Annotated in this window: 14 protein-coding genes and 6 tRNA genes; 10 read left to right on the top strand and 10 right to left on the bottom strand. The window is 73.1% G+C overall.

Annotation, left to right across the window (positions count from 1 at the left end; all coding sequences use genetic code 11):
- Window positions 1–185 precede the first annotated feature (185 nt).
- Window positions 186–1,442 carry a uroporphyrinogen-III C-methyltransferase gene (gene cobA / locus AC07AW_RS21955; protein ID WP_478817152.1) on the top strand — a complete coding sequence of 419 codons (1,257 nt, stop codon included), beginning with the start codon at window positions 186–188 and terminating at the stop codon, window positions 1,440–1,442.
- Between the two features lie 62 nt (window positions 1,443–1,504).
- Window positions 1,505–2,323 (top strand): TrmH family RNA methyltransferase, encoded by an 819-nt coding sequence (locus tag AC07AW_RS21950; protein ID WP_478817151.1) that lies wholly within the window; start codon window positions 1,505–1,507, stop codon window positions 2,321–2,323.
- Between the two features lie 47 nt (window positions 2,324–2,370).
- On the opposite strand, the gene AC07AW_RS21945 is transcribed toward AC07AW_RS21950, so the two are convergent.
- On the bottom strand, window positions 2,371–3,543 hold the full coding sequence (locus AC07AW_RS21945; RefSeq protein ID WP_478817150.1) for a serine/threonine-protein kinase: 1,173 nt from the start codon (window positions 3,541–3,543) through the stop codon (window positions 2,371–2,373).
- A 502-nt stretch (window positions 3,544–4,045) separates the two neighbouring features.
- On the opposite strand from AC07AW_RS21945, the gene AC07AW_RS21940 reads away from it, so the two are divergent.
- The 3 genes from AC07AW_RS21940 to AC07AW_RS21930 all read left to right on the top strand — a co-directional run bounded on the left by AC07AW_RS21940 (window position 4,046) and on the right by AC07AW_RS21930 (window position 5,718).
- Window positions 4,046–4,213, top strand: coding sequence for a hypothetical protein (locus tag AC07AW_RS21940; RefSeq protein ID WP_351188179.1), 168 nt, complete (start codon window positions 4,046–4,048; stop codon window positions 4,211–4,213).
- Between the two features lie 181 nt (window positions 4,214–4,394).
- The gene (locus AC07AW_RS21935; protein ID WP_478817149.1) at window positions 4,395–5,357 is read left to right on the top strand and encodes a phosphotransferase family protein; all 963 of its coding nucleotides are present in this window, start codon (window positions 4,395–4,397) and stop codon (window positions 5,355–5,357) included.
- Window positions 5,358–5,424: 67 nt separating this feature from the next.
- The gene (locus AC07AW_RS21930) at window positions 5,425–5,718 is read left to right on the top strand and encodes a TFIIB-type zinc ribbon-containing protein (RefSeq protein WP_116161966.1); all 294 of its coding nucleotides are present in this window, start codon (window positions 5,425–5,427) and stop codon (window positions 5,716–5,718) included.
- A gap of 94 nt (window positions 5,719–5,812) precedes the next feature.
- Here AC07AW_RS21930 and AC07AW_RS21925 read toward each other — a convergent pair.
- The 6 genes from AC07AW_RS21925 to AC07AW_RS21900 form a co-directional block, all read right to left on the bottom strand.
- Window positions 5,813–5,887 (bottom strand) — tRNA-Val (locus tag AC07AW_RS21925).
- A gap of 28 nt (window positions 5,888–5,915) precedes the next feature.
- Window positions 5,916–5,987, bottom strand: a tRNA-Val gene (locus AC07AW_RS21920).
- Window positions 5,988–6,014: 27 nt separating this feature from the next.
- Window positions 6,015–6,089, bottom strand: a tRNA-Val gene (locus tag AC07AW_RS21915).
- 34 nt (window positions 6,090–6,123) lie between these two features.
- Window positions 6,124–6,195 (bottom strand) — tRNA-Val (locus AC07AW_RS21910).
- A 1-nt stretch (window position 6,196) separates the two neighbouring features.
- Window positions 6,197–6,270: transfer RNA gene (locus AC07AW_RS21905), tRNA-Cys, on the bottom strand.
- A 39-nt stretch (window positions 6,271–6,309) separates the two neighbouring features.
- Window positions 6,310–6,382, bottom strand: a tRNA-Gly gene (locus AC07AW_RS21900).
- Window positions 6,383–6,638: 256 nt separating this feature from the next.
- Between AC07AW_RS21900 and AC07AW_RS21895 the strand changes: the two genes are divergently transcribed.
- Genes AC07AW_RS21895 through AC07AW_RS21885 form a run of 3 tightly spaced genes read left to right on the top strand, consistent with a single transcriptional unit; the run spans window position 6,639 to window position 9,433 of the window.
- Window positions 6,639–7,724, top strand: a complete 1,086-nt coding sequence (locus tag AC07AW_RS21895) for a chorismate-binding protein (protein ID WP_478817148.1) — start codon at window positions 6,639–6,641, stop codon at window positions 7,722–7,724.
- Complete coding sequence (locus AC07AW_RS21890; RefSeq protein ID WP_478817147.1) at window positions 7,721–8,551, top strand: aminotransferase class IV; 831 nt, start codon at window positions 7,721–7,723, stop codon at window positions 8,549–8,551. Before AC07AW_RS21895 ends, AC07AW_RS21890 begins: the two co-directional genes overlap by 4 nt.
- A 42-nt stretch (window positions 8,552–8,593) precedes the next feature.
- Complete coding sequence (locus tag AC07AW_RS21885; RefSeq protein WP_478817146.1) at window positions 8,594–9,433, top strand: GNAT family N-acetyltransferase; 840 nt, start codon at window positions 8,594–8,596, stop codon at window positions 9,431–9,433.
- 143 nt (window positions 9,434–9,576) lie between these two features.
- Here the strand turns inward: AC07AW_RS21885 and AC07AW_RS21880 are convergent, their stop codons facing one another.
- Entirely contained in the window at window positions 9,577–10,092 is a 516-nt protein-coding gene (locus AC07AW_RS21880; RefSeq protein ID WP_478817145.1) for a DsbA family protein, read from the bottom strand.
- A gap of 147 nt (window positions 10,093–10,239) precedes the next feature.
- Here AC07AW_RS21880 and AC07AW_RS21875 point away from each other — a divergent pair, with 147 nt between their 5' ends.
- Together AC07AW_RS21875 and AC07AW_RS21870 are read left to right on the top strand one after the other, a co-directional pair.
- Window positions 10,240–10,653: a hypothetical protein gene (locus tag AC07AW_RS21875; RefSeq protein ID WP_478817144.1), complete on the top strand. Its 414-nt coding sequence runs from the start codon at window positions 10,240–10,242 to the stop codon at window positions 10,651–10,653.
- Window positions 10,654–10,775: 122 nt separating this feature from the next.
- The gene (locus tag AC07AW_RS21870; RefSeq protein WP_478817143.1) at window positions 10,776–10,940 is read left to right on the top strand and encodes a hypothetical protein; all 165 of its coding nucleotides are present in this window, start codon (window positions 10,776–10,778) and stop codon (window positions 10,938–10,940) included.
- Between the two features lie 48 nt (window positions 10,941–10,988).
- Here AC07AW_RS21870 and AC07AW_RS21865 read toward each other — a convergent pair whose 3' ends face one another.
- Both AC07AW_RS21865 and AC07AW_RS21860 read right to left on the bottom strand, forming a co-directional pair.
- On the bottom strand, window positions 10,989–11,546 hold the full coding sequence (locus AC07AW_RS21865; RefSeq protein ID WP_478817142.1) for a CGNR zinc finger domain-containing protein: 558 nt from the start codon (window positions 11,544–11,546) through the stop codon (window positions 10,989–10,991).
- Window positions 11,547–11,737: 191 nt separating this feature from the next.
- Window positions 11,738–12,151, bottom strand: a complete 414-nt coding sequence (locus AC07AW_RS21860) for an SsgA family sporulation/cell division regulator (RefSeq protein WP_015032345.1) — start codon at window positions 12,149–12,151, stop codon at window positions 11,738–11,740.
- Between the last annotated feature and the right edge of the window lie 28 nt (window positions 12,152–12,179).

The following is a 12,179-nucleotide window of genomic DNA, read 5'->3' as shown; positions in this document are numbered from 1 at the left end:
CCGTAAATCATGCAGTCCCGAACCCGGTTCCGGAGCGTCCCCCACGTCACGGACCCACCGGCGGGGGACATCCGTCACACCCTGCCAGCCCCAGGTCACAGATATCGTGACCATGCACGAGCCGCTCCACCGCCGCAGCGGCACCCTCGCCCGCACCGCCACGCTCTCCGAGGAGCCGCTCACCCATGGCAGAGAACGCCGAGCACCCCGCCTACCCCGTCGGACTGCGCCTCGCCGGCCGCCGCGTCGTCGTCCTCGGCGGCGGGCAGGTGGCCCAGCGCCGACTCCCGGCGCTGATCGCCGCGGGCGCGGACGTCACCCTCATCTCACCGTCCGCGACCCCGTCCGTGGACGCGATGGCGGAGACGGGCGAGATCACCTGGATCAAGCGCAGGTACGAGGAGGGCGACCTGGCGGACGCCTGGTACGCCCTGGTGGCAACCACGGACCCGACCGCGAACGCCGCCGCCTCCGCCGAGGCCGAGCGCACCAGGACCTGGTGCGTACGGGCGGACGACGCGGAAGCGGCGACCGCCTGGACCCCGGCGACGGGCCGCGACGCGGGAGTGACGGTCGCGGTGCTCACGGGCCACGACCCCCGCCGTTCGGCAGCCGTACGGGACGCGATCGTCGAGGGCCTCCGCGACGGTTCGATCGCCGCGCCCGCGCACCGCTCCCGTACCCCCTTCGTCGCCCTGGTGGGCGGCGGCCCCGGCGACCCGGACCTGATCACCGTCCGGGGCCGCAGGCTGCTCGCGGAGGCGGACGTGGTCATCGCGGACCGGCTCGGCCCCCGGGACCTCCTGGACGAGCTGCCGCCGCACGTCGAGGTGATCGACGCGGCGAAGATCCCGTACGGCCGTTTCATGGCCCAGGAGGCCATCAACAACGCACTGATCGAGCACGCGAAGCAGGGGAAGTCGGTGGTCCGCCTCAAGGGCGGCGACCCCTTCGTCTTCGGCCGGGGCATGGAGGAGGCGCAGGCCCTGGCGGCCGAGGGCATCGCCTGCACGGTGGTCCCGGGCATCTCCAGCTCGATCTCGGTCCCGGGAGCGGCCGGCATCCCGGTGACGCACCGCGGGGTGGCGCACGAGTTCACGGTGGTCAGCGGCCACGTGGCCCCGGACGACCCGCGCTCGCTGGTCGACTGGGCGTCGCTGGCGAAGCTCACGGGCACGCTCGTGATCCTCATGGGCGTGGACAAGATCGGAAAGATCGCCGAGGCGCTGATCGCCCACGGCAAGAGCCCGGACACCCCGCTGGCCCTGGTCCAGGAGGGCACGACGGCGACGCAGCGCCGGGTGGACGCGACGCTGGCGACGGTCGCGGAGACGGTCAAGGCGGAGGAGGTCCGCCCGCCGGCGGTGATCGTCATCGGCGACGTGGTGACCGAGAGCCCCGACAAACTGACGAAGAACGACGGAGGCGCCACCCCGAAGTAACCAGGGGTGAGCAAACCTTCGCACGCATTGGCACCACACACCGGACAAGGCAGTATCACCTCGTGGCCGAACTCATCACGATCGACGACCCCGACGACCCGCGCCTGCGCGACTACACCGGCCTGACCGACGTCGAGCTGCGCCGCAGGCGCGAGCCGGCCGAGGGCCTGTTCATCGCGGAGGGCGAGAAGGTCATCCGCCGTGCGAAGCAGGCCGGTTACGAGATGCGGTCGATGCTGCTCTCCGCCAAGTGGGTGGACGTCATGCGGGACGTCATCGACGAGGTCCCGGCGCCGGTGTACGCGATCCAGCCGGACCTCGCGGAACGCGTCACCGGCTACCACGTGCACCGGGGCGCGCTCGCCTCGATGCAGCGCAAGCCGCTCCCGGAGGCGGGCGAGCTCCTGGCCGGCGCCCGCCGGGTGGTGGTCATGGAGTCGGTGAACGACCACACCAACATCGGCGCCATCTTCCGCAGCGCCGCGGCGCTCGGCATGGACGCGGTTCTGCTGTCCCCGGACTGCGCGGACCCGCTGTACCGGCGCTCGGTGAAGGTGTCGATGGGCGCGGTGTTCTCGGTGCCGTACGCCCGCCTGGACACCTGGCCCCGAGGCCTGGAGGCGGTACGGGAGGCGGGCTTCAAGCTCCTCGCGCTGACCCCGGCGGAGAAGGCGACCTCGATCGACGAGGCCGCCCCGCACCGTCTGGAGCGGGTGGCGCTGATGCTCGGCGCGGAGGGCGAAGGCCTGTCGACGCAGGCCCTGCGGGCCGCGGACGAGTGGGTCCGGATCCCGATGGCCCACGGGGTCGACTCGCTCAACGTGGGCGCGGCGGCGGCGGTGGCGTTCTACGCGGTGGCGACGGGCCGCCCGGAGGCCTGAGCGCCTGCGGCCCAGGGCCCGTCCGACCATGCGCGTCGGATCGGGCCCTACCCCTGAAGGGCCTGGGCGGCGGCGATGCCGAGGGCCACGACGAGCGTCACGACCACGAAGACGAAGAGCCGCTGCCGCAGCAGCCGGGGGTTGGCGGGGCGGCGGCCGGTCGACGTGGACCGGGCACCGGGCCGGGTCCCGGGCCGGGACTGAGGCCCGCGCGAACCCCCGGTCCGGGGCCCCGCCGAAGGACGGGAGGAGGGCGCACGCCCCGACGTCCGCTCGGCACCCCGCTCCGGCCCGCGCCCACCGGGCACGTCGCGATCGGTGTACCGCTCGGTGGGCCGGACGGTGTTGCGCTCCTCGGCCCGCTCGCGCTGCACGGGCGGCCGGGAGACGGGAAGCCCCTGGGCCTCGCGCGCCGCGATCTCCTTGAGCCGCATGGACAGCTGCAGGGTGCTGGGCCGGTCTTCCGGGTCCTTGGCGAGGCAGGCCCGGATCAACGGCGCGAGCGCGTCCGGCACTCCGTGGAGCTGCGGTTCCTCGTGCACGACGCGGTAGAGCATGACCTCGGAACTGCCGTGCCCGAAGGGGGAGTCGGCCATGGCCGCGTACGCCAGGGTGGCACCGAGCGAGAAGACGTCGGTGGCCGGGGTGACGGCGGCTCCGCGCACCTGCTCGGGGGCGAGGAAGCCGGGCGATCCGACGGCGGTGCCGACATGGGTGAGGGTGCTCGCGCCCGTCGCCCAGGCGATCCCGAAGTCGATGATCCGGGGCCCCTTGGGCGACAGCAGGATGTTCGACGGCTTGAGGTCACGGTGGACGACCCCGGCCTCGTGGACGGCGACGAGGCCCTCCGAGAGCGCCGCCCCGATCGAGGCCACGTCGGCGGCGCGCAGCGCGCCCTCCTCGGCGACCCGGTCGTGCAGCGAGGGGCCGGGGACGTACTGGGTGGCGAACCAGGGGCGGTCGGCCTCCAGATCGGCCGCGACCAGCCGGGCGGTGCAGCCGCCCCGGATCCGCCGGGCGGCCGACACCTCGCGGGCGAAGCGGGACCGGAACTCCTGGTCCTCGGCCAGGTCGGGCCGGATCACCTTCAGCGCCACCCGCTGGCCGCGCCGGTCGGATCCCAGGTATACGACGCCCATCCCGCCGGCCCCCAGCCTGCGGTGGATCCGGAACGACCCGACGATCCGCGGATCCTCGCGCCGGAGCCGCATCATCGCCATGTCCGTCCCCTCGTCCGTTCGACGTGGCACAGCTTACGTAGTGGCGCCCGTACGCGCTCATAGGCCGCGCCCTCGCAGTGGGATCGATTGTCAGTACTGAGGGGGACACCGGGGGACAGGAGGCAGCAAGCGCAGGCCTCAACCCCCGCCCCCGGAACCCCACTTGGCGAGCCGTCCCGGATCCGGCAGGACACCCCAAAGGGCGGCCTCCCGGGCCGTCCACCCCAGCCGGGAACACGAGAGCCGGGGAAGTGAGCGAAGTCACGCCGCCACGCCGTCTCCGGGCGACCCTTCCGGGAAGTCCCGGGGTTCCGGGTACGCGTCTCCACCCAGGGGAGTACGCCGCACGGCGGGGCCTCATCCTCCGGGAGGCCCGGAAGTCGATACGCGGGCATGACGTGCGGCCGCTTCCCGCTCCCTAGTGTTGAGGTCAAGCGGCGGGTGCAGCACTCGTCCCCCGAGGTCACGCACCCGCCGCGCCGAACACGACAGGAGAGGAACCATGGCCTACACGGCACACCGGACGACCACCCGGCCTTCGAGCCGCCGTCACCCCCTGGTCGCCACCGCCATGGTCCTCCCTCTCGCGGCCCTGCTCGTGGTCGTCTTCGGCGGCTGGGAAGCGGTGGTCACACAGGCGTCGTCCGTGGGCGTGATGCTGGGGCGCTGAGCGGCGCCCCGGACCCGGGAGAGCGGCCCGGGTCGGGACATCCGGCCATCAACCCCGTGGGGACGGGGGTGCGGCGGACGGCAGCGTGGGGCCGGTCAGCTGGGGAGCTGAACGGCCCTCGCGCATTCCCCGGACCGGTCCGGCCGGCGGCGGCAGACGCATCACCCCGTACGCTCCGGGAGTGGACTCAGCACCCCGGACGCCTCCCGGCCCCACCGCACTCCCGCTCCACCGCCTGGCCGACCTGGCCCACGCGGCGGCTCACCCGGCGGACGATCCCTGCCGTTGCGCGAGCGGCCTGGTCGGGGTGCTGGCCGACCGCGACGACGGGACCGTCGTACGGCACGGGGGCCTCGTCGCGAAGGCGCACGCGCCCGGCACGGACCCCGAGGACCACCGCGTACGGCTGGAACTCGCCGCGCACCAGGACGTGGGCGGGATCCTCCTGCCGCCGCTCCCGCTGCCGCGGCCCGGTCCCGACGCGCTCGACGGCCGCCCGGTCACCCTCTGGCCGTACGGTCCGCCGGTCGCCCCGGAGGATCCCGACGCCGCACCGTGGGAGGAGGCGGCGCGGCTGCTCGCGCTGCTGCACCGCACCCCGCCCCCGTCCGGCCGGGCCGGGCGCCTCCCGGACATGCGGGCCCCCGCGAAGGCGGCCCTGGCCGTGGACCGGATGCGCCGCACGGCCCCGGACCACCCGGCGACCGCCACCGTCCTGGGCGCCTGGCGGACGGTCCCGGAGGCCCCTGCCGCGTACCGGCTCCTCTGCCACGGCGACTTCCACCTGGGCCAGCTGGTCCGCGACACCCGCCCGGGGCCCCACGGGCCCTGGCGGCTCATCGACATCGACGACCTGGGTCTGGGCGACCCCGCCTGGGATCTGGCCCGGCCCGCCGCGTGGTTCGCCGCCGGCATCCTGCCGCCCGAGGTCTGGTCCCGCTTCCTCGGCGCGTACCAGGAGGCGGGCGGCCCCGCCGTGGGCGCCGATCCGTGGGACCGACTCGACGTGCCCGCACGGGCGCTGACGGTCCAGACCGCCGCCCTCGCGCTCGCCAAGTCGACGGCCGAGCGCCGGCCGCTCGACGAGGTCGAGGAAGTGATGATCGACACCTGTGCCCGCATCTCCGGACATCGAACCGGGTAGGCCCTTTCGGCGTCCACGTAAGGTGAAGCCACCATTCGAACGGCAATGTCAGGGAGTTGAGCCGAGCATGCAGTGTCCCAAGTGCCATGCGGCCATGCACACGTACAACCGCAACGGCGTCCAGATCGAGCAGTGCAGCGGTTGCCGGGGCATATTCCTGGACTACGGCGAGCTGGAGGCCCTGACCCGCCTGGAGTCCCAGTGGGTCCAGCAGGCCCCGCCCGCCCCGCCGGCCTACCCGGCGCAGCCCGCCCCGGCCGCGCCCGCCTGGGGCGCCCCGCACCACGGCGGCCACCACGGTGGTCACCACGGCGGCCACTACCGCAAGGGCGGCTTCGGGCGGATGCTCTTCTCCTCCTGACCGAACGGGACCGGTCCCTCCCGGTCCCACCGGTCTCCCCACCGGGGCACGAAGAAGCCCCCGGCCGCGAGCTGCGGCCGGGGGCTTCCTCCTCTGGTGCGCGATACTGGGATTGAACCAGTGACCTCTTCCGTGTCAGGGAAGCGCTCTCCCGCTGAGCTAATCGCGCGGGCACACCCGAAGGTGATCGTACTGCGTGCGCGATACTGGGATTGAACCAGTGACCTCTTCCGTGTCAGGGAAGCGCTCTCCCGCTGAGCTAATCGCGCGGGCGCACCCGAGGGGTGCGTGAAGTGTGGTGCGCGATACTGGGATTGAACCAGTGACCTCTTCCGTGTCAGGGAAGCGCTCTCCCGCTGAGCTAATCGCGCGGGGGATCCGAAGACCCGGGATCCGAAGATCCAGTGGACGATACTGGGATTGAACCAGTGACCTCTTCCGTGTCAGGGAAGCGCTCTCCCGCTGAGCTAATCGTCCTTGGAGGTGGAGACGGGATTTGAACCCGTGTAGACGGCTTTGCAGGCCGTTGCCTCGCCTCTCGGCCACTCCACCAGGAGTGATAACGGGGGTTCGGGAAGATCCCCCACATCGAGCGGACGACGAGATTCGAACTCGCGACCCTCACCTTGGCAAGGTGATGCTCTACCAACTGAGCCACGTCCGCTTGTCGTTTCCGTTCCGCTTGCGCGTCCCGGCGACGTGTTGAACTCTAGCGGATTCCTGGGCCAGTACAAAAACGCGTTTCCGCAGCGTGCTGACCTGCGAGCCCTCCAGGGCGCCCGGCCGGGCCCGGCAGAGGGTTCGCGTGGCGTTCACTCGCCGTGTCCCCGGGGTGGCGCGGAGCCCCCACCCCACGCGTCCCTCACGCCCCCTCCGCGGACGACCCCGTGCCCGCGTCCCGCCCGACCTAGACTCGATGCGTGCATGCCCTTGCTCCCCTGGCCCGCTTCGGCGGCCTCGTCGCGACCGATCTCCGGGACGTCACAAACGACCCCGAGGCACTGGACTCCGCAGGCTTCTGGGCCGTCTGCGCGGACTTCGAAGGGCGCCTCACCTGCGCGCGCTTCGGGGACGTCAGGCCCGACCCGGTCCCCGCGCCCGTCCCGGGCGGCTGGCGCGGTCCCGCCGCCGGTGACTGGACGTCCTCGCTCGACCGCGCCGCGTACACCGCGGGCGTACGGCGCGTGCGCGAGCACATCGCGCGCGGCGAGGTCTACCAGGCGAACCTCTGCCGGGTGCTGACCGCGCCGCTGCCGGACCCGGCCGCCGCCGACGTCGACGCCCTCACCGCACTCCTGGCCCGCGGCAACCCCGCTCCCTACGCCGGAACGATCCGCCTGCCCGCCCACGGCGTGGAGATCGCCACCGCGTCCCCGGAGCTCTACCTGCGCAGGGAAGGGGCCCTGATCTCCTCCGGCCCCATCAAGGGGACCGGCCGCACCGCCGCCGACCTCCTCCCCAAGGACCATGCGGAGAACGTGATGATCGTCGACCTGGTCCGCAACGACCTGGGCCGCGTCAGCGAGACCGGCACCGTCGCCGTCCCCGAGCTCTGCGCCGTGGAGGAACACCCCGGCCTCGTCCACCTCGTCTCCACGGTCACCGGCCTGCTGCGCGAGGACGCCGGCTGGCCCGAGCTGCTCGCCGCCACCTTCCCGCCCGGCTCCGTCACCGGCGCGCCCAAGTCCAGCGCGCTGCGGATCATCGAGGCGCTGGAGACCGCGCCCCGTGGCCCGTACTGCGGAGGGATCGGCTGGGTCGACGCCGACGCGGGCACCGGCGAGCTGGCCGTCGGCATTCGCACCTTCTGGATCGACCGCCCCGAGGGCGTGCTCCGCTTCGGCACGGGCGCCGGGATCACCTGGGGCTCCGACCCGGAGCGGGAGTGGGCGGAGACCGAGCTGAAGGCGGACCGGCTCGTCGCGATAGCGTCGGGCGCCTACGAGGCATCGGGCGCCCACGAGTCGGGCGTCCGTGAGGCGAGCGGAAAGGCCACTTCTCGATGAAACTCTGGGTCAACGGCGGGCTGCACGACGCGGAGGCCGCCCGGGTCTCCGTACTGGACCACGGACTGACCGTCGGCGACGGCATCTTCGAGACGGTCAAGGTCGAGCGCGGCGAAACGTTTGCTCTCACCCTGCACCTGGAGCGCCTCACCCGCTCCGCCCGCGGCCTCGGCCTGCCCGACCCCGACCTCGACGAGGTCCGCCGCGCCTGCGCCGCCGTCATCGAGGCCAACCCGATGGAGCTCGGCCGGCTCCGCATCACGTACACCGGCGGACTCTCCCCGCTCGGCTCGGAGCGCGGCGACGCCGGGACGAGCCTGGTCGTCGCCCTCGGCGAGACGAGCCGCCGCCCCGACTCCACCGCCGTGATCACCGTCCCCTGGACGCGCAACGAGCGGGGCGCCCTCACCGGTCTCAAGACCACCTCGTACGCCGAGAACGTCGTCGCCCTCGCCAGGGCGCGCGAGCAGGGGGCCTCCGAGGCGCTCTTCGCCAACACCGTGGGGCAGCTCTGCGAGGGCACCGGCTCCAACGTCTTCGTCGTGGTCGACGGCCGGATCCTCACCCCGCCCGTCTCCTCCGGCTGCCTCGCCGGCATCACCCGGGCCCTCGCCGTGGAGTGGACCGGCGCCGAGGAGACCGACCTGCCGCTGGACGTCCTCGACTCCGCCGACGAGATCTTCCTGACGTCGACCCTCCGCGACATCCAGGCCGTGCACCGGGTCGACGGCCGTGAGCTCACGGGCGCGCCCGGTCCCGTCACCGCCAAGGCGATGCGGGTCTTCGACGAGCGGGCCGCGGCGGACCGGGACCCGGGGTTCGCGTAAATCCGGATGACGGGTGGTGGCCGGCTGGGTAGAACACCTCTGATGACCACCACTCTGCGGCCGTCCGAGCCGCTTCAGCAGTCCGCCGACGGCGGCCGTTCCCGCACCTTCGACATCTGTGTGAACAGTCGCCGGGTCGGCGCCGTCCACCTCGCCACCGATCAGGCCTTCGGCGCCGCCTCGGGTCTGATCGACCGCCTTCGGGTCGACGAGCCCGACCGGGGCCGGGGCCGGGGCACGGTGGCGGCGCTCGCCGCGGAGGAGGTGCTGCGGAGCTGGGGCTGCGGCGAGGTGCAGATCTCGGTGCCCGCCGACGCCGGGGCGGCCCTGCGGATGGCCCGCTCCCTCGGGTACACCGAGCGCAGCCGGAACATGGTCAAGGAGCTGCCGGCCGAGCCGCCGCGGCTGCCGGAGGGGTTCACGCACCGGCCGGTGACCGAGCCGGAGTTCGAGGCGTGGTCGGCGAAGTCCCGGGCCGCCTTCGCGCAGAGCTGGATCGACCGGGGCGTCCCGGAGGAGCAGGCGCTCGCCAAGGCCGAGGACGGCCGCCGCCGCTTCCTCCCGCAGGGCCTCGCGACCCCGGGCGTCACCGTGTCCGTCGCCGTGCGCGACGGGCAGGTCGTCGGCTACCTGTGGGTGGGCCGGCTCGAGCGCGAGCCCGGGAAGGGGACAGGCTTCGTCTTCGAGATCGAGGTCGTCGAGGGGCAGCGCGGAAAGGGGTACGGCCGGGCCCTCATGCTGCTCGCCGAGCACATCGCCCTGGACGCCGGGGAGAGCCTGATCGAACTGCATGTGTTCGCGGGCAACACCCCGGCGATCCGGCTCTACGAGTCGCTCGGCTACCGCACGACGCTGTACAACAGCGCGAAGCCGCTGGTCTGAGGCCCGCCGGGCCGCGTCCGCGAGCTGCTGGGCCTGTCCGGCCCTTCCCGTCGGGTCCGGCCCGCCCGGCACGCACGACAGGCCCTGGGCCGTGTCCGGAAAGTAGCGCCGTCTGCCCGCAGGCGGGACTTTCCGGAGACGGCCTAGGCCCCCAGAAGCCGGTCGGCGATCTCCTCGATCCGCTCCCGCAGGCCCTCCTGGCTCTTGCCGCCGTCCAGGCGCTCGCCGCCGATGACGTAGGTCGGGGTGCCGGTGACCTTGATCGCCTTGCCCTCGGCCTCGTCGGCGTCCACGGTCAGCAGGTGCCGGCCGTCGATCAGGGCGGTGTCGAACTCCTCGGCGTCCAGGCCCAGCTCGGCCGCCACCTCCAGGAGGACCGGCTCGCCCCGGTCGCCGAGCTCGGCGGTCCTGGCGAGCAGTGCCTCCGTGTACGGCCAGCCCTTGCCCTGCTCGAAGGCCTCCTCGGCGGCCTGGGCGGCGGCGTACGCGTGCTTGTGCTTGGCCAGCGGGAAGTGGCGCAGCTGTACGTCGAGCCGGTCGCCGTACTTCTCGCGGAGCGCGCGGACGTCGTCGAGGGCCTGGAAGCAGTCGGGGCACTGGAGGTCGAACCAGGCCTCCAGGACGGCGGGGGAGGCGGGTGCGGTGGTGGAGTCGTTCATGGCAGCAGTCTCCCACTGGGACCTGGGGAGGAGATCCCGGCGGGGGCGACCCGGAGATCTCCCTGAGACGGGGCCCGGGCCATGGCCCCGGACGGTCCCGGCGGTGCAGGATGGAAGGGACGTATCGCCCGGCACCTGGAGGATCGCATGCTCGCCGAGACCATCTGTTCCGCGGTGTCCGCGGCGGGCCTGGGCATCGCCGCGATTTCGGCGTACCGGAAGAAGTTCCTGTCCGCCGCCCGGATCGCGGCCTATGCCCTGGTGCCGCTCGGCCTGGTGATGACGGGCGCGGTCGAGTGGATCGCCGACACGGCCTTCAGCCCGGTGGCCTGGGCCGGCTTCGGCGTGCTCGGCGTCGCCTGGCTGCTCTTCCTGTCCACCCGGGCCGTGGAGCGGCGCCGGGCCGGCCGCGAGGTGACCGCCGGGGGAGCCGAGCCGAGAGCCGTGGCCCCGGCCGCGTCGGCGCCCTCCCGCGCCGTGACGGCGAAGCCGCAGGCCGGCCAGCCGGCGGGTGAGGACTTCAGCGACATCGAGGCGATTCTGAAGAAGCACGGAATCTGATCACTTCTGGCGCTTACGGTGTCCGTCCCCGTTCCGTGATCCACGGGAAGGGGTGAACGGCCCCCGCGGTGGGGCGTGTTGCGGGATTCGGCGGGTCAGGGGTGCGTCATCATCCCCCCGAGATGCTGGATACCTCGCGGGAGCCCGTACCCGCCACCACCGACACCCCCGCCGAAGAGCCGCGCGGCTGCCTGTTCGCGCTCTCCCAGCCGCCGCTGATGATCTTCCTCGGGGTGATCGGCTGCCTGCTGCTGATGGCGGCCGTGCACGATCTCTTCGTGTTGTGACCTCCGGCCCCCGAGCGCTCGGCCGCCCGGCCTCTAGGCCCGGGGAGGTCAGCCCGCGGCTTCCTTGCGGCGCGCCCGGTACGCGGCCACGTGCAGACGGTTGCCGCAGGTGCGGCTGTCGCAGTAGCGGCGCGAGCGGTTGCGCGAGAGGTCCACGAAGGCCCGGCCGCAGTCCGGCGCCTCACAGCGCCGCAGCCGCTCCTGCTCGCCGGCCACGACGATGAACGCGAGGGCCATGCCGCAGTCGGCCGCGAGGTGGTCCGCCACGGAGGCGCCCGGCGCGAAGTAGTGCACGTGCCAGTCGTAGCCGTCGTGGTCGGTGAGCTGAGGGGTGGTGCCCGCCCCCGCCACCAGCTGGTTGATCAGGGGTGCGGCGATCCGGGCCTCGGGGGCGGAGAAGACCGCCGCGAACCTCTCGCGCACCTCGCGCACGGCGCGCAGGTCCGCGGGCCCGAGGTCGCCCACGCCGCTGACCTTGTGCGCCTCCAGGAAGGCGTGGAGCTCCGGGATGTCCGCGAGCTCGTCGGCCCGCTCGCCCTGGGGCGCGGTGTTCATCAGATCGACGACGGTGTCGAGGGCGATCCGGGTGTCGTGGGGGATCAGCACGATTCGCTCCCTGGCCGGCCGCGGGCGGGTGCCCGCGGAATGGCGCTGACTTTAGCGCGCCCCGGAAAACGACACCGGCGCCCACCACCGCGCCGGCTGCGCGGTGGGAGCGCCGGATCTCGTGCCTATGTGACTGTCCGCGCGGCGCCGTCTCCCCGAGTCGGACGGCGCCGTGCGGCTCTCGGCCTGGCTCAGCTGTCGGCCAGGATGTGGGAGAGCTCCGTATCGAGATCGAAGTGCCGGTGCTCGGTGCCCGGTGGCACCGCGGCGTCGGTCCTCTTCAGGAACGACTCCAGGGCCCTCGCCGGGGCCTCGAGCAGGGCTTCTCCCTCGGGGGAGCTCAACGCGATGCAGACGACTCCCTGACCGTGACTACGGGACGGCCAGACGCGGACGTCGCCCGTGCCGGTGGGCCGGTGCAGCCCCTCGGCGAGAAGGTCGCGGGCGAAGACCCACTCGACCGTCTCCTCGGCTCCGGTGTGGAAGGTGGCGTGCACGGCATACGGATCGGCCGTGTCATACCGCAGGCCCGCGGGTACAGGCAGTGAGGACTCGCTCGACACAACGAGGCGCAGGTGCAGCTCGCAGCTGACCGTGGTGTTCATAAGCGCCAGGGCCTTTCGCTCAGTGTGC

This window comes from Streptomyces sp. NPDC044003, from assembly GCF_056435185.1.
This window is presented reverse-complemented; position numbering and strand designations above follow the sequence as displayed.